This is a genomic window from Sphingomonas sp. Leaf30, assembly GCF_001422525.1.
GTDB classification, from domain to species: domain Bacteria; phylum Pseudomonadota; class Alphaproteobacteria; order Sphingomonadales; family Sphingomonadaceae; genus Sphingomonas; species Sphingomonas aerolata.
In genome coordinates, this window is sequence record NZ_LMKZ01000001.1 from 1,463,349 (window position 1) to 1,478,543 (window position 15,195).

General features: G+C 64.9%; 14 protein-coding genes. 7 read left to right on the top strand and 7 right to left on the bottom strand.

All coding sequences use genetic code 11. From position 1 onward, the window contains the following. Window positions 1–100: 100 nt before the first annotated feature. Genes ASE89_RS06880 through ASE89_RS06890 form a run of 3 tightly spaced genes read left to right on the top strand, consistent with a single transcriptional unit; the run spans window position 101 to window position 2,999 of the window. The gene (locus ASE89_RS06880; protein WP_236701635.1) at window positions 101–1,678 is read left to right on the top strand and encodes a L,D-transpeptidase family protein; all 1,578 of its coding nucleotides are present in this window, start codon (window positions 101–103) and stop codon (window positions 1,676–1,678) included. Between the two features lie 11 nt (window positions 1,679–1,689). After that, window positions 1,690–2,043 (top strand): hypothetical protein, encoded by a 354-nt coding sequence (locus ASE89_RS06885; protein ID WP_082446833.1) that lies wholly within the window; start codon window positions 1,690–1,692, stop codon window positions 2,041–2,043. A 5-nt stretch (window positions 2,044–2,048) separates the two neighbouring features. After that, entirely contained in the window at window positions 2,049–2,999 is a 951-nt protein-coding gene (locus ASE89_RS06890) for a D-alanyl-D-alanine carboxypeptidase family protein (RefSeq protein WP_234387781.1), read from the top strand. A gap of 69 nt (window positions 3,000–3,068) precedes the next feature. Here ASE89_RS06890 and ASE89_RS06895 read toward each other — a convergent pair whose 3' ends face one another. Further along, window positions 3,069–3,368 (bottom strand): hypothetical protein, encoded by a 300-nt coding sequence (locus ASE89_RS06895; RefSeq protein WP_056675025.1) that lies wholly within the window; start codon window positions 3,366–3,368, stop codon window positions 3,069–3,071. 37 nt (window positions 3,369–3,405) lie between these two features. Next, window positions 3,406–3,915: a DUF697 domain-containing protein gene (locus ASE89_RS06900; protein WP_052149412.1), complete on the bottom strand. Its 510-nt coding sequence runs from the start codon at window positions 3,913–3,915 to the stop codon at window positions 3,406–3,408. 275 nt (window positions 3,916–4,190) lie between these two features. Between ASE89_RS06900 and ASE89_RS06905 the strand changes: the two genes are divergently transcribed. After that, window positions 4,191–5,420 (top strand): ROK family transcriptional regulator, encoded by a 1,230-nt coding sequence (locus tag ASE89_RS06905; RefSeq protein WP_056675026.1) that lies wholly within the window; start codon window positions 4,191–4,193, stop codon window positions 5,418–5,420. 71 nt (window positions 5,421–5,491) lie between these two features. After that, window positions 5,492–6,388 (top strand): ROK family protein, encoded by an 897-nt coding sequence (locus ASE89_RS06910; RefSeq protein WP_056675028.1) that lies wholly within the window; start codon window positions 5,492–5,494, stop codon window positions 6,386–6,388. A 54-nt stretch (window positions 6,389–6,442) separates the two neighbouring features. On the opposite strand, the gene ASE89_RS06915 is transcribed toward ASE89_RS06910, so the two are convergent. The 4 genes from ASE89_RS06915 to ASE89_RS06930 form a co-directional block, all read right to left on the bottom strand. Beyond that, the gene (locus ASE89_RS06915) at window positions 6,443–7,135 is read right to left on the bottom strand and encodes a dienelactone hydrolase family protein (RefSeq protein ID WP_236701636.1); all 693 of its coding nucleotides are present in this window, start codon (window positions 7,133–7,135) and stop codon (window positions 6,443–6,445) included. An 86-nt stretch (window positions 7,136–7,221) separates the two neighbouring features. After that, the gene (locus tag ASE89_RS06920; protein WP_056675031.1) at window positions 7,222–8,280 is read right to left on the bottom strand and encodes a sensor histidine kinase; all 1,059 of its coding nucleotides are present in this window, start codon (window positions 8,278–8,280) and stop codon (window positions 7,222–7,224) included. A gap of 70 nt (window positions 8,281–8,350) precedes the next feature. After that, entirely contained in the window at window positions 8,351–9,151 is an 801-nt protein-coding gene (locus ASE89_RS06925) for a class I SAM-dependent methyltransferase (RefSeq protein WP_056675034.1), read from the bottom strand. 170 nt (window positions 9,152–9,321) lie between these two features. Further along, entirely contained in the window at window positions 9,322–9,972 is a 651-nt protein-coding gene (locus tag ASE89_RS06930; protein WP_056675036.1) for a carbonic anhydrase, read from the bottom strand. 866 nt (window positions 9,973–10,838) lie between these two features. Here ASE89_RS06930 and ASE89_RS06935 point away from each other — a divergent pair. Continuing rightward, window positions 10,839–13,673 carry a TonB-dependent receptor gene (locus ASE89_RS06935; RefSeq protein ID WP_236701637.1) on the top strand — a complete coding sequence of 945 codons (2,835 nt, stop codon included), beginning with the start codon at window positions 10,839–10,841 and terminating at the stop codon, window positions 13,671–13,673. A gap of 235 nt (window positions 13,674–13,908) precedes the next feature. Here the strand turns inward: ASE89_RS06935 and ASE89_RS06940 are convergent, their stop codons facing one another. After that, on the bottom strand, window positions 13,909–14,814 hold the full coding sequence (locus ASE89_RS06940) for a Crp/Fnr family transcriptional regulator (protein WP_168427568.1): 906 nt from the start codon (window positions 14,812–14,814) through the stop codon (window positions 13,909–13,911). Window positions 14,815–14,844: 30 nt separating this feature from the next. Here ASE89_RS06940 and ASE89_RS20205 point away from each other — a divergent pair, with 30 nt between their 5' ends. Beyond that, the gene (locus ASE89_RS20205; protein ID WP_056675043.1) at window positions 14,845–15,048 is read left to right on the top strand and encodes a hypothetical protein; all 204 of its coding nucleotides are present in this window, start codon (window positions 14,845–14,847) and stop codon (window positions 15,046–15,048) included. The last annotated feature ends 147 nt before the right edge of the window (window positions 15,049–15,195 follow it).

Sequence of the window (15,195 nt, forward strand, 5' to 3'; positions counted from 1 at the left end):
TATTCGGCGAGGCGGCGGGAAATATCGCGCCGTCCGGGCTTTATTCAGGCTAGGGCGATATTGCCCGTGCGACGCAGGACGCGATCGCTATAGGGACGCTATGCAAAGCCTTTCAAAGACAAAGACGAACGCCCCCTGGTTCGGCACGATGCTGAGCGGTGCCGCGGTGGTGGCCCTGTTGCTCCCGGTCGACGCCGTTTCGGCCCGAGCGCCGCAGGAGCAGCTGGTGCCGCCGCAACTGTTCCAGACCCAGCCGCAAAGGCCCGTAGCCCCATCGAACCCGCCAGCCAGCCAGCCTGCGCTTCCGGCCCAGGCGATGACGCCGCGCATGGCGGTGCCGCCAGTGGTTCCTACCGTTCGCATGCCGGTGCTGTCCGTTGCCCAGGTCAAGCAGCTGCAGAAGCTGCTTGCTTCGGACACGATGGGGCAGGGGCTTGCGCTCGCGCGGCCGGCGCTGGTGCTCGACGTCGACAACGACACGTTGGTCCGCGAAGCGCTCGACCATGCCCGCGCCGTCCATGCCGGGCGTTTGTCCGAAGCCGACTTCCAGCGGGACTGGGGCATGCGCCCGCCCGCCTTCGATCCGCTGCCGGGCTTTGCCGATGCGGTGAAGCGTGACCGGATCGCCGCGTGGTTCGCCGCGTTGCCACCGCCCTATTCAGGGTATGACGGGCTCAAGGCCGGGCTCGAGCGCTATCGCGCGATCGCGGCGGCGGGCGGTTGGTCGGTGCTGGCGAGTGGGTCGGACATGACGATCGGCGCGACGGGCCCGCGTGTGACCGCGCTGCGCCAGCGCCTTGCGATCGAGGACAAGGACGTATCGGCCGGCGGCGACCGGTTCGACGCCGCGCTGCTCGAGGGCGTACGTCGCGCGCAGCGGCGCTACGGACTCAATCCGAGCGGGATCGTGTCGGGGCAGACGCTGGGCGCTCTGAACGTCTCGGCAACCGATCGCGTCCGCCAGATCATGGCGAACATGGAGCGCTGGCGCTGGCTGCCGCAGGAGCTGCCCAAGGATCGCATCCAGGTGAACATCGCCGCCGCGGTCCTGACGGTATTCGACGGCGACCGGCCGATCACCTCGATGCGCGCGGTCACCGGGCGGCCGGGCGACGAGACGCCGATGCTGACCTCGACGATCCACAGCGTCGTGATCAACCCGCCCTGGAACGTCCCGACCTCGATCGCGACGCGCGAACTGTGGCCGAAGGAAAAGGCCAATCCGGGATACCTGAAGCGCAATGGCTTCAAGGTGATCGGCGGCACGCGGCTGCAGCAGGCCGCTGGTACGCAGAGCGCGCTGGGGCGGTACAAGTTCGATTTCGACAATCCCTATTCGGTGTATCTGCACGACACCCCGTCACGCGCGAAGTTTGCGAGCTTCAGCCGTCTGGCGAGCCACGGGTGCGTCCGGCTCGAAAAGCCCGCCGAGCTTGCCAACCTCCTGCTCGCGGGTGATCCGCAATGGACCCCCGAGATGGTCGCGGCGACGGTCGACAAGGGCGCGACGGTGCGGGCGCGGCTCAGCAAGCCCGTGTCGGTTTATCTCCTCTATTGGACGGCATTCGCCAGTGGTAACGGCCAGATGAACTTCCGCGCGGATCCCTATAGCTGGGATTCGACACTGGCCTCCAAGATCGAGGCACGGTCGGCGGCGCAGGCGATGGCAGCACGATGAGGGACATGACCATGACGACCAAGACACATGCGATCCGCTTCGCGCTCGGCGCGAGCCTGTTCGCGACCGCGCTCGGCGGCTGTTCCCCGTCCGAGCCGGACACCGCACCCGTGACCGAAAACAGCGCGTATGAGGAAGAGGCCCCGGCTGAAGCCGAAGCGCCGGCGGTGGTCGAGGAAGCGCCTGCGCCCGCCCCTGCAGAGGTGAAAGCCGAGGCACCGCCCGCTCCGGAAATCGCGCCGGACGTTCAGATGCAGGACGATGCCGATGCGACGGGAATGACTGCGCGCGTCCGCCGCGACGGCAGCAGCGCGAGCGAACCCGCCGATGACGTGCCCGCCACGAACGAGATGGAGCCGCAGTGAGGCTGATGCCGACCGGCGCCTATCAGCGCCGTATCCCGGCCGTGCTGGCGGCGCTGGCCACGCTGGTTCTGCCCATGTCGTCTGCGGTATCGACGGCGTCGCCCGCCGGGGTGGCGAGCCGCGCCGCGCCGGTTCCGCTGGCGGCGATTCCCGGGACGGCAATGGCGGTTCCGGCTTTGGCGGAACCGGTGCTCGCCGCGCCATCGCCGGCGGCGGCGCGGACGGTGTCGGCCATCCTGATCGATGCGCGCGATGGCCGGGTATTATATGCGCAAGGGGCCAATCTGGTCCGTCGACCCGCGTCGCTGACCAAGATGATGACGTTGTTCCTGGCGTTCGACGCGCTCGACGCGAACAAGCTGCAGCTGTCCGACACCGTCAAATTCTCGCGGGCCGCGGCGAACCAGCCGCCGTCACGGCTCGGTCTGCGGCCCGGTGCCGGACTGACGGTCGGCGAAGCCATCCGGGCGATCGCGGTGAGTTCGGCCAATGACGTGGCGGTAGCGCTTTCCGAAAAACTGGGTGGCAGCGAAGCCGGCTTCGCGCGGCGGATGACTGCGAAGGCGCGGACGCTCGGCATGCGGCGCACGTTGTTCACCAACGTCACCGGATTGCCCGGCGCCAATCTCACGACCGCGACCGACATGGCCATGTTGTCCAAGGCACTGATCGACCAGCATGCGGATCGCTATGCCTATTTCAGCACCCGGTCGTTTCGCTGGGCTGGACGGCAGTTGCAGAACCACAATCACATGCTCGGCGCCTTCGACGGACTCGACGGCATCAAGACCGGCTATACGGTCGAGGCCGGGTTCAATCTGGCGGCATCGGCCAAGCGCGGCAACCGCCGACTGATCGCCGTCGTCCTGGGCGAGCGCACCGCGCGCTCACGCGATCGGCTCGTCGCACAGATTCTAGAGCGCGGGTTCAACGGCGGCGAGGGCGCTCCGAGCTAATCTGTTGCGGCTCAAGCCAGGGCACCCCGTACGCCACGGTGCACGGGGTGCCTGATTGGCGCGGGGGCGTCAGGTGCGTTCGATCAACTCGATCTCGGCCTCGACCTCGATCTCTTCATCCTCGTCGCCGCCGTGCGTGCCGTCATCCTCTGGGATGATCAGGTCGACGGTCCAGTCATAGACCTTCTCGCGGTTTTCGCCCTGCACCCAGACGCGCACAGCGCCCTTGGTGATTTCTCCACCCATCTGCCCAACAAAGTCGGAGATGAGCGTCTCGGCGGCATCCTCGTGATCGGTCGCGCCGGAGATGCACGCGGACTGCATCTCCTCTTCGAAATCGATCAACTGTGCCCAATATTGTTTCGCCATGTGTCGGTCCTCTTCGTGGGGCGCTGCGTGCGCCGGGTCAGCGTGCGATACCGCCCGCCGGGGTCGAGACCGGAGCGATTTGCCCCGACGCGGGCAGCAAGGCCAGCGCCGTCTTGTAGCAATCCTCGATATGCGCGTTGCCGACCAGCTTCATCGCGCCGAAGCTGATCGTGGCGGCGAAGGCAGAACCGACGAACGGTACATATTTGGCAAGTGATCCCGCCGCGACCCGCGCACCGACGCGCCGCAGCAGCGCGGCGACCACCCGTTTGGTGACCATGCGGCCGATCACGTTGTTACCCATGCTCGACGCCATCACCAGCACCTGCTGCGCGAGATGCGGCTCGAGCTTTTGCACCTGTTCGTGATCGAGCTGGAACATTTCGCTGATCTTCGGCAGCAGGGTCGTCAACAGGCCGACATCCGCGACCAGGTCGACGCCCGGAATCGGAACGACCGCGGCGCCCGCCGACATCAAGGATCGCCGGGTGACAAGCGACCGGCTTTCGGCGCGGACCCGCTCCAGATCTTCGAGCCGTGTAATCATCGATGTCGATCTTTCCAAATGGTTGAATTGCGGCGCGATACCACAGGCTTTGCAACTGCGCGACGTGGCTTGTTCGCGGCCGTGTGCACGGCGTCGTGCCAACCCGGTGTGGTTTCCGGTGCGGAGATATAACCAACTTGGCATATTCAATTGACCGGCTGGTGTGGATGTCGGACTATAGGATCGCATTTGGGGCCGTCGGCACGCACGACTGACGGGGCGGCGCGCGAAGTCACATCGATGCGCGCCTCGACGTTCCGGGGAGGGAGCAAGCCGTGGATTTCTCGGATTTCGAGCCGCATGCCGGTGGCGGGGTGACTGCGGAGGAACGCGCGGTCCGGCTCGGCCCAAGCCTGTCGGGCACCAATCTCGAACGGGCCGGCGACTATAACCAGCGCGTCGTGCTCCAGGTCATCCGTCGAAATCCGGACATCACCCGGACCGAGATCGCGACGATGACCAACCTCACCGCGCCGACGATCGCGAATATCACCGGGCGCCTGTTCGAGGCCGATCTCATCGTCGATGCCGGGCGCCGCAAGGGCGGACGCGGCCAGCCGGCGGTGCGATTGCGGATCAACCCCGATGGATGCTTCGCGATCGGGCTGAACATCGACCGTGATCACGTCACGCTCGTATCGCTCGATCTGGCGGGGCAGGTTCGGTCCCGGTTCACACAGCAGATCGCGTTCGCGATGCCCGACGACATCATTGGTATCGTCGGCAAGGAGATTGCCGAGATCCGGCGATCAGACGTGCTGCGCGCCGACCGTATCCTCGGCGTCGGCGTGGCGTTGCCCGACGATCTGGGGCAGGTCGCGTTGCCGCATCGTCCGGCGGGCTATGAATGCTGGGGCGCTGTCGACCTCCAGGCGCTGCTCGCCGGTGTCGTTCCATGGTCGGTGCATATCGACAATGACGCGGCGGCGGCGGCGATCGGCGAGGCGCAGTTCGGCGGCGGGCTCGACCATGCGAGCTTCTTCTACATTCTGGTCAGCGCAGGGCTCGGGGGCGGGGTCGTCATCGACGGCTCCTATTACCGCGGCGCCGACGCGCGGAGCGGCGAACTCGGCTTTCTGCCGCTGACGGGTATGCCGGGACAGGTGCTTCAGGACGTGGTGTCCTTGTCCGCGCTCGCCGCGCGGCTTGAACAGGCTGGCTTGACCACGCCGTTCGACCCGGCGCTGGACGTTGCCGAACAGTTCGGTGCGACACTTGATGCATGGGTCGACGAGTGCGCAAGCGCGCTCGTGCCCGCGCTGACCGCCGTCAACTGCCTGATCAACCCGGCCGCGGTGCTGATCGGCGGACGTCTCCCCGACCTGGTGCTCGACCGACTGGCGTCGGAAACGACGCGCAAGCTGATCGCGGCGGCGCCGACGATCCCGGCGCGTGCACCGATCCGGCGCGCCACACTGTCGCGCGATGCGCCCGCCGTGGGCGCTGCGATCCTGCCGTTTCTCGACCGGATCCTGCCGTCGGACGCCATCCTGATCAAGGGCTGATTGTTAAAGCAAATTGACTTTATCTTTCTCGCGGGCAGGGTGCCTCCAAACCAAAGTCAGAGAGAGATGCAGTGATCCAGATCGGTATCGATGTCGGCGGCACGAAGATCGAGGCAGCGGCCCTCGACGCCGACGGTCAGTTCCTTGCCCGCGTGCGCAGCCCGAACCCGGGAAATTACGGCGACGCCATCGGGACGATCGGCGACCTGATCGCTCGCGCCGAGAGCGAGGCGGGCGCCATGGGCTCGATCGGGGTCGGTACGCCCGGATCGATCAGTCCGCGCGACGGGCTGATGCGCAACTCCAACGCCACCTTCCTCAACGGCCGCGCCTTTCGCGAGGATCTGGAGACTGCGCTCGGCCGTCAGGTCCGGATGGCCAATGACGCGAATTGCATGGCACTGTCCGAAGCGGTTGACGGTGCGGCAGCCGGCGCGCGGTCCGCCTTTGCGGTGATCGTCGGGACCGGCGTCGGAGGCGGACTGGTCGTCGACGGCCACATCGTCGAGGGCGCGAACGGCGTGGGGGGCGAATGGGGCCATGTCCCGCTTCCGTGGATGACCGCGGCGGAATATCCCGGTCCGTCATGCTGGTGCGGACAAAGCGGGTGTCTCGACATGCTGATATCGGGGACCGGTTTCCGGCAGGATCATGCCGCCCGGTCCGGGCAGATGCTCGACGGCGCCGCGATCGTCGAGGCCGCGCGACACGGCGAAGCCGACGCGGTCGCATCGCTCGACGCCTATGTCGATCGGCTCGGACGCGCGCTGGCGATGATCGCCAATATCGTCGACCCGGACGTCTTCGTGTTCGGCGGCGGCATGTCGAATGTCGAGGCGATCTACGCCCGGCTTCCCGCGGTGATCGATCGCTACAGCTTCGGTGGCGACTGGAAGGGGCAGGTGGTGCCGGCCCGTTGGGGTGATTCCTCGGGCGTGCGCGGCGCAGCGCGGTTGTGGCCGCGCTGAGCCTCCTGCGTCGGAGCCCGCGAGGCGCCTAGCCGGCTGACCGGCGGTGGGCCGTCATCCGGCTAGGGTGCGGTTAAATAGAGCGATGACCGCGTTCAGCGTCTGGGCGAACAGGGCGGGATCATAGCGTGGTCCCTCGTCACGCAAAAACGCGTGCTGGCCGTTGACCTCTAGCCAGCCATAAGTGGCACCGACCGCCTCCAGTCGCGCGCGGATCGTCTCGCGCGCGGCGAACGGGACATGCGGGTCCTGCCGCCCCCAGATGAACAGCGTTTCCGCCTTCAGCTCTGCCATGCGCGCCAGACTATCATCCTGCTTGCCCGCACCGAGCGTTCCGCCGTGGATGTCGGTCGCGTAGAAGCATGCAGCCGCTGCAACGCGGGGATCGAGTGCGGCGCGATAGGCGAGATGTCCCCCCAGGCAGACGCCCATCGTCGCAAGCCGCCCGGTACAGGCGGGATGCGCAGCAAGGCCGTCGAGCGCTGCGACCGCATCCGCGTCAAAGGCATGAACAGGTTTCGTGACCTTCAGCGCGTTGCCGCGATCGGTGCCGGCCGCGTCGTAGCGCAGAACCGTCCCGGGTCGCTCATACTCATGATAGACCTCGGGCACCGCGACGCAAAAGCCGTGACCGGCGACATAGGCGGCGAGTCGGCGGATCGGATCCGTGACCTGGTAGATTTCCGAGAACAGTAGAACGCCGGGATAGCGTCCCTCGACCGCGGGGCGGAACAGGTGCGTGCGCATGACGCCGCCTGGTGACGGCATGGCATCATCCGAAGGAGTGCCGCTGGCGATGCGAGGGATATCGATGAATTCGTCGCTGCGGATGATCATGGGGTAGGGGGCTGTCCTGCGGGGGAATGGGGAATGGTCAGCACGCTTTGTGCGCCGACCGGATCGGCGCTTCTGACGTCGAAGCTGCCACCGAGCTGTCGCGCTAGCGTGGTGGCGATTTTCAGGCCGAGGCTCGTCGAGCTGCGCGTGTCGAATCCCTCGGGCAGTCCGGCGCCGTCGTCGGTCACGCAGAGTTGCAACCCCGTGGCGGTCTGGACGAGATCGACCCGGATGCTGCCATGATCGCGTCCCACCAGTCCATGCTCGATGGCGTTGGCGATCGCCTCCGCCATGATCAGCGCAACGGGGATCAGCGCGTCGGGGGGGAGCATGACGCCGGGCGGTGCTGAAACGGAGTGGACGATACCGGGATTGCCGCCCGCCTCGATCACGTCGGCAGTCAGTTGGTGGAGGAACTGGTCGAGCGCGATCAGCGATCCGCTGGTATCGTAAAGCTGCCGCTGGATCCGGCCGATCAGCGTGATCTTGGTCGCTGCATTGTCGAGCGCAAGAGCCGCGGCAGGGTCGGCGATACCGCGCTTTTGCAACGCGAGGACGGCCCCGATCATCTGGAGATTATTCGATACGCGGTGCTGCAATTCGCGGAACAGCACCTCGGTCCGATCAGCCAGCAGCCCGCTGCGCAGCGCAAGGTCGGCGTTGCGTTCGCGCTCGTCGCGCAGCCGGTGATTGGCCTGCTGCATCCAGTGGACCAGCGCGATGTCGACGGCAGCGACTGCGGCATAGAAGAGCAGTGCCACCGCGGTATCGACGCCGAGTGTGAACCCTTGGCGTGGCGCGATGAAATAATACCAGGCCAGCACACCGCACAGCAGCGCAGCCGCCGAACCGGGACCGCGCCCGAGCAGGAAGGACGAGATGATGACCGCCGGGAAGAAGGTCAGGAACGGAAAACCGGGCGGCAGCAGGTGATCGACGCCGATCCGGATCGCGCAGGCAGCGATGGAGAGGGCGACCGCAACGCCGTACGCGATGGCGCGGCGATCCCATAGCAGCGGCAGACGTTCGAGGAAACGGAGTGGGGTGGCGGTCACACGGGTGTCGTAACAGTGTAGCCCGCCGCTTCCAAATCTTGGATGCGGCGGGTGACACTCTGCGCGGCGATCAACGGGGTTTGACGAACTTGAGCGTCATCCGGTCGCTTTCGCCGATCGCGGCATAGCGCGCGCGGCCAACATCGCCCTCGGCGTAATTGGGCGGCAGGGTCCACACGCCCTTGGGATAGTCATGCGTATCCTTCGGGTTCGCATTCACCGCGCTCTCGCCTGCCAGCTTGAATCCTGCCTTGGTGGCATAGGCGATGACCGAAGACCGCTTCATATAGCCGCTCTTGCCTTCCTCGATCTTGCCCGACGCTTCGGGCAGATGGTGTTCGACAAGGCCAAGCGTGCCGCCGGGCTTGAGCATCGCGAACATCTGGTCGAACGCGGCCTGGGTCTGATCGGCGGCCCCGAACCGCCAGTTGTGCACGTTGCGGAAGGTCAGCACGACGTCCGCCGAGCCTGCGGGAACGGTCGGCTGGCCGGCGACTGCCGGGAACATGGCATAGCGCAGCGCGCGATAGGCTTCGGGCATCGCCTGGCGCTTCGCCCGGACAGCTGCGAGACCCTTCTCGCTCGGCGCAGCGGCATAAAGCGTGCCGCGGGCCGCGAGATAGGGCGCAAGGATCTCGGTATACCAGCCGCCGCTGGGCCAGACCTCGACGACCGTGTCACCAGGCTTCACACCGAAAAACGCCAGCGTCTGGGCGGGGTGGCGGAAAGCGTCGCGCGCGATCGTCGCGGGCGTTCGCGTCCCGGCTTTGGTCGCCGCGACGAGAGCGGCGCTCGGCGCGGGATCGGGTGCGGCATATGCCGCTGTGGCGGCCGACAGGCCGGCAGCGATAACCAAGGCAAGGCGCGTCATAGGACCTCCAGTCAGAAGCCTGCAACATAGCGCCCTAATCTGACGGGCCGCAACCCGCGTACAGTCTCGGTTTCCCGTGACTATTTGCGAGGAGGCGCGACGACCAGCAGGTGAGGTTTAAACTAAGGATCCGCCGGGCCGACGACGCTTTCGCCGGCCCGGCCTCGGCATCAGTCCGCGCGGGGCTGGGCCGGCGTAAATCCGCCGTTCTCGTCCATCACGCGCAGAATGCCGTCGTCGATTGCAAACACCGCGCCGCGGATCTCGAGATCGCCGGCAGCCTCTGCATCGCGGACGAACGGGAAGGTCCGCAGATTTTCAATCGACGTCCTAACGGCAGCCTGCTCCATCGCTTCGCGAGCCTCTTCAGACTTCAGATCGGCGTGATCCTTGGCGACGGACTCGCGTGCGCCATCGAGCAGATGCACCCAGTCACTGATGAAGCCACCCTGGCCGCGCTCTGCCTTGTCGAAGGTGCCTGCGAGCGCCGCCTTGCAGCCGCCGCACTGGCCATGGCCCAGTACGACGATCTCGCCGACCTTGAGCTGCGTGACTGCAAATTCCACCGCGGCAGAAACGCCGTGATAGCCGCCACCCGTCTCGAACGGCGGAACAAGGTTGGCGACGTTGCGGACGACGAACATCTCACCAGGCAACGTGTCGAAGATCTGCGCGGGTTCTACCCGGCTGTCCGAACAGGCGATCACCATGACGCGCGGTTCCTGTCCGACTTTCAATTTCTCCCAACGGTCATGCTGGCGGCGCCAGTCAGACGTCCGAAACCGCTGGTATCCATCTACAAGATCGGCAAAATCAGTCATTGTGTATCGTCTCCCGGGATACGGCCAAAACGGCCAATTTCAGAAACCCCTTGTCATGCGAGCGGTTCCCCGGGAAGCCCGCAACACTGCCGATCCTGCGATAGGGCGAGCGATCTGCCCCGCGAGTGGCGCAAGCGTAGGCACGCCCCCGCACAATCATTCACGCGACCACGGGGTTTGTCAGGCCCTATGCCTTGGCAAAGGCTCAAGCACCATGAATAGGGCCCTTCTGTGCGCAGCATTCCGCCACGCGGATTTTCAGCGCTCGCCTGACCAGCGCTTCTACTAAAGCTGGTGGCGCCTCCCGCCGCGCACGAACCGCATGGTCCGTTGGAAGCTACAAACATTCTATATTGGTATGTAGCGTTGCCCTTATTTGTGGTCCGCGACGGATACTCTTCGCGTGCGCAAGCGAGGATTTGCTCCACCGCGGTCGGTCCCGGCGTCGGCTTCCAGGGTCAGGATGCGTTAGCAATTTTCGGTCAGCCTAAGCGAGTTCCTCGACGGGCGAATGAATATGCCGCGGGTTCGCGCCTCGCGCGATCTTTGTTGCGGCGGCGTGACCCATCTTGGCAAATCAATGCGCTGGCTCGCCTTGCGTGGCCGATTGGACCTTGCCCGGGCCTCGCTGATGTTAGGTGCGCGGCAACAGGGCAGCAGCCGAACCGAGAGGCTCCTGTCCCAGGAATTGGTAATAAAAAGGTAATTTTCGCAATAGATTTGGAAAATGAATTTGATATAGATGACGGCGCCTAGATATCGACCTGGCTACCAGAATAATACCGGGCGATTCGCGGGATTTACAGGTGCAGGCATGGGCTGCACCGGGATGGCGCGATGGCGCCTATGAGAAGGGGCTTTGACCGATGGTTTTTCCTAAGCAGATGTTGCTCGCATCCACCGCCGTGGTCGCCAGCGCGATCGCCGGGCTGATCGCGCCTGCGGGCGCACAGACCGCGCCGTCATCCGCCCCGCCAGCCGCCGCCGAGCAGCCCGTATCCGCTCAGACACCTCCCACGCAGGCCACCCCCTCGGGGGACGCGGACAGCGACATCGTTGTCACCGGTATCCGCGGTAGTCTACGCAACGCGATCGCGGTCAAGCGCGAGGCCAATGCCGTGGTCGACGTGATCAGCGCCGAAGCGATCGGCAAGTTTCCCGACCGCAACGTCGCCGAATCGCTGTCGCACATCCCCGGCGTGAGTATCGACCGGCGCTTCGGCGAGGGCGAGAAGGTCGCCATCCTTGGTACCGATCCCGCACTGAACCGGATGCTGCTCGACGGTCATGCGCTCGCGTCGGCGGATTGGGGCGGCAACGACAATGACCCTTCGAGCCGCACCTTCAACTATTCGTTGCTCGCGCCCGAACTCGTCGACCGGCTCGAGGTGTACAAGTCGCCCGAACCGCGGATCGAGGAGGGCAGCCTCGGGGGCACCGTCATCGTCCGCACCCGCCGGCCGCTCGAGCTCAAGGCCAATTCGATCTTCGCGTCGGGCGGCTATTCGTACAACGACCGTTCGGACAAGGGCAATGTCCGCGGCTCGGGGCTGTACAGCTGGAAGAACGATGTGGAGACGTTCGGCGTGCTCGTCGCCGCGACCTATGACAAGCAGAGCCTGACGCGCGCCGGCGTGGAATTCTTCGGCTATGACAATGCCGCGGCGAATGCGGACGGCACCTATAACAGCCCGTTCGTCAACCGCGCGCAGGACGGCACGCTCAGCCTGAAGAGCCCGGGTGCCACCATCACCGGCGGAACGATTGCGGACCTCTACAAGGCCGCGTCGCCGTTCGGCATCAACTATGCCTATTTCCAGCAGACGCGCGAGCGCCAGAGTGTGTCCGGCACCGTGCAGTACCGCCCCAGCTCGGAGCTGACGCTGACGCTCAACGGTTTGCACATCAACGGCAATTACGACAATTACAGCCAGTCGATGTACACCATTCCCGGGGCCTGGACGGGCAACGTGCTGCAGTCGGCCAATATCAGCAACGGGGTCGTCAACGCCGCGACCTTCGGTGCTGCCACGAGTCAGAGTGCGCAGCTCGACACGCTCGTCCGCAAGACCAAGCTGACCACCGACAATCTGAACCTGTTCGCGGATTGGGAAGGCGATGACGGCGCCAAGGTGTCGTTTGCCGGTGGCTGGAGCCGGGCGAGGGGCGGGCGCAATCCCGAATATCTGTTCAACGTGCAGACCAAACTGCCGTTCAGCTATGCCTTCACCAACGATACGGCGACGGTCAATTTCACCGGCGATCCGACCAACCCTGCAAACTACTTCACCAACCCGAACAACAATCCGGCACAGATCGAGGGCAGCCCGGTGCTGATCGGCGGCACGCAGCTGAACGCGGCGCAGATCGGCGGGCTCGATTACAGCGTGACGACCGATCGCGACATCTTCGGCGGCTATGATGCGACGATCCCGGTGTCGTTCGGGCCGTTCACGCAACTGATGCTCGGCGCACGCGTCACCGACCATGTCAACCGCATCGACGGTCGCGGCATCAACACCTATCTCACCACGTCGCAGCTTGCATCGCAGCTCAACGTGCCGACCGCGTCGACTCCGGACGGCACATTCAGCGGCAGCGGCGGGCTCGGCAACGCGACGCAGTATCTGAACCTGTCCGAACAGTCGGTGATCGATATCCTGGCGAATGCGATCAATTCGCCGCTGATCCGCAAGATCGGCGCGTCGACCCGGGTCAAGGAAACCGTCGCGGCGAGCTATGCGCAGCTCAATTTCGAGCAGAGCGGCTTTCGCGGCAATATCGGTGGCCGGCTGGTCTATACCAAGGACGTTTCGGACTATGCGCTGACGCTGTCGACCGCGGCCAACCCCAACCCCGTGCCGACCCCGACGACGACATCGACCGACTATCTGAAGTTCCTGCCGAGCTTCAATATCGCCTATGAGGCGAGTTCGTCGCTCATCTTCCGCGGTGCGGTCGCCAAGGTGATCTCGCGGCCACGCTATCAGGATCTGGCGGCATCGATCTCGCAAAACGATACGACGCGCGATGCGGGTGGCGGCAATCCCAATCTGAAGCCGTATGAGTCGACCAATTACGAGCTGACCGCGGAATTCTACCCGCGTCCGGGCAGCCTGCTCGCGGTTGAGGCCTTCCGTCGCGACATCAGCAACTACATTATCACCACCCGGACCGAGGGGGTGACTTTGTTCAATTCGCTGACCGGGCGGCTGGAGAACAACTACAGTGTTTCGCAGCCGATCAACGGTGGCAAGGCGAAGGTGAACGGCATACTCGTGTCCGGGCAGAGCGAGATCTGGGGCGGGTTCGGGCTCCAGGCGAATTATACCTATCAGGACAGCACGACCTCCTCGACCGACGCGTCGGGCGCCGATCTCAACCTGCCCTATCTGTCGAAGCACACCGTCAACGTGATCCCCTATTTCGAAAGCGGACCGTTCCAGGCGCGGTTGAGCTACAATTACCGGACGAAATATTTCCGCACGATTGGCCGTCTTGGCGCGCGCGAAATGGTCGCCGCGTATAACCAGCTCGATCTGTCGGCAGGGTTCAACTTGACCAAGCAGGTCACGCTATCGCTCAACGCGCAGAACCTGCTGGACGAGACCTATCGCCAATATAATGCGACCCCCGACCGGCCTACCGCTTTCTACAAGAACGGTCGGACCTATGTCGCGTCGCTGTCCTTCCGCCTGTAGGTCTGGCTACCGTTGACCGGGCGGGCTGGGTCCCGTCCGCTCAAAGATGGCCCGTCGTAACGCCGTCGGACGCTAGACTGCCTGCGGCGGGGGAATCGTGCATGCAAGCGTCGCAACGGCTGGACGTGCGCGGAGGCGTCTTTGAAAGTCTACGTTCGAGCACACGAAACGGAGGCAGGCGGCGCGTAACAGCCGCTGGCCCGGGCACAGAGCCGGGTATCGTGCGGTTGGCCGTTTACCCAAGGCCTGCGCAACGTGACCCCCCATTTTCTGGATCGAACCGTTCCTCGTCGGACTGCGGGGCAATTGCAATCAGGTCCGGCCCGGCCTCGCGATCGCCGCACGTGCCCGTGTCTTGGGACAATTGGAGATAGGCCGGATCGAACGCCGCCAGGTCGACAAGCGCTGGCCAGTCGTGGATCGTCAGGCGCCGAGCCTCGAGCGACAACAGGCCGTCGCGACGCAGCTCCTGCAGCGCGCGGTTGGTATGGATAGACGTGAGCGCACAGGCATCGCCCAGATGGAACTGGGTCAACGGCAGCGCACAACTGCTCTCCAGCACCAGCCCGACCCGGTCCAGCCGCAGATACAACTCGCACAGCAGGTGTGCGATGCGCTGTTTGGCGCTGCGTTGTCCGACATTGAGCGTCCAGGCGCGCTGGATCGCAGCGGCCGTGAGCGATTCCCACCACAAGGCCTGAGTCAGGGGCGGGTGGTCTATCGCAAGACCGGCCAGCATGGCGGCGTCGACCATCGCGACCCGTGCAGGCGTGACCGCTGCGATCGTCTGGTCCATCGTCGCCAGCAGGAAGACGTCGAAATCACAGACGTCACCCGGAACGTAAAAGGCAACGATCCGGCGGCGACCGTCGGCAAGCGTCGTGTACCGGCACGCCCAGCCGTCGAGCAGGACATGAATCCCACTTGGCTGCATCCCCCGGTCGATCAACACTGTGCGTGCGGCCACCTGCCCGGCCGTGGCGGTAAGCAACGTTTTGAGTGCGACTTCCTCGGCCGCCGAAAGGGGATGCCGGTCGTGCAGTTTTCGAACCAGCTTGTCCGCCGCGGAACGTCGTAGCGCAAATGACGTGCGTTGGCCTGAAGTGGAGCGGGCGCGGCGTTCAGTTAATAGGCTGGTCATTATGCAGGAACGAGAACCCCCGAGGGGAGGATGACCAAGCATTCAGGGCAAGCACTCGGTTCGTCGCTTGAAAGTCTCGACCTGTGGAATCCGCTGATCCGGCTTAGTGCCGGCGGCGGCGATAGCCCGGGCCTGATCCGCGAGTCGGTCTGCGATGCCCTCGGTCCCGACGGCATGAACCCTATCAAGGATCACGGGGGCGCAAAACGCGCCAGTTCGCAAAAATTGCCATAAAAGTGAAATTTGCGTTTGACGGGATTGCGGATGGGCCCTAGAGGGGTGCCACCGCAGCGAACGGCCACACGGTCTGGTTGCTGAGGTCGCAAACAACCAGATGCTCCAAGCCTTCCGCGAGGGAGGTTATGCGAGTGTCGGTATTTT

Bases quoted from the DNA above. Each gene is read 5' to 3' on its own strand.
- ASE89_RS06880 (WP_236701635.1), top strand. From the start codon at position 101: ATGCAAAGCCTTTCAAAGACAAAGACGAACGCCCCCTGGTTCGGCACG.
- ASE89_RS06885 (WP_082446833.1), top strand. From the start codon at position 1,690: ATGACGACCAAGACACATGCGATCCGCTTCGCGCTCGGCGCGAGCCTG.
- ASE89_RS06890 (WP_234387781.1), top strand. From the start codon at position 2,049: ATGCCGACCGGCGCCTATCAGCGCCGTATCCCGGCCGTGCTGGCGGCG.
- ASE89_RS06895 (WP_056675025.1), bottom strand. From the start codon at position 3,368: ATGGCGAAACAATATTGGGCACAGTTGATCGATTTCGAAGAGGAGATG.
- ASE89_RS06900 (WP_052149412.1), bottom strand. From the start codon at position 3,915: ATGATTACACGGCTCGAAGATCTGGAGCGGGTCCGCGCCGAAAGCCGG.
- ASE89_RS06915 (WP_236701636.1), bottom strand. From the start codon at position 7,135: ATGCGCACGCACCTGTTCCGCCCCGCGGTCGAGGGACGCTATCCCGGC.
- ASE89_RS06925 (WP_056675034.1), bottom strand. From the start codon at position 9,151: ATGACGCGCCTTGCCTTGGTTATCGCTGCCGGCCTGTCGGCCGCCACA.
- ASE89_RS06930 (WP_056675036.1), bottom strand. From the start codon at position 9,972: ATGACTGATTTTGCCGATCTTGTAGATGGATACCAGCGGTTTCGGACG.
- ASE89_RS06935 (WP_236701637.1), top strand. From the start codon at position 10,839: ATGGTTTTTCCTAAGCAGATGTTGCTCGCATCCACCGCCGTGGTCGCC.
- ASE89_RS06940 (WP_168427568.1), bottom strand. From the start codon at position 14,814: ATGACCAGCCTATTAACTGAACGCCGCGCCCGCTCCACTTCAGGCCAA.
- ASE89_RS20205 (WP_056675043.1), top strand. From the start codon at position 14,845: ATGACCAAGCATTCAGGGCAAGCACTCGGTTCGTCGCTTGAAAGTCTC.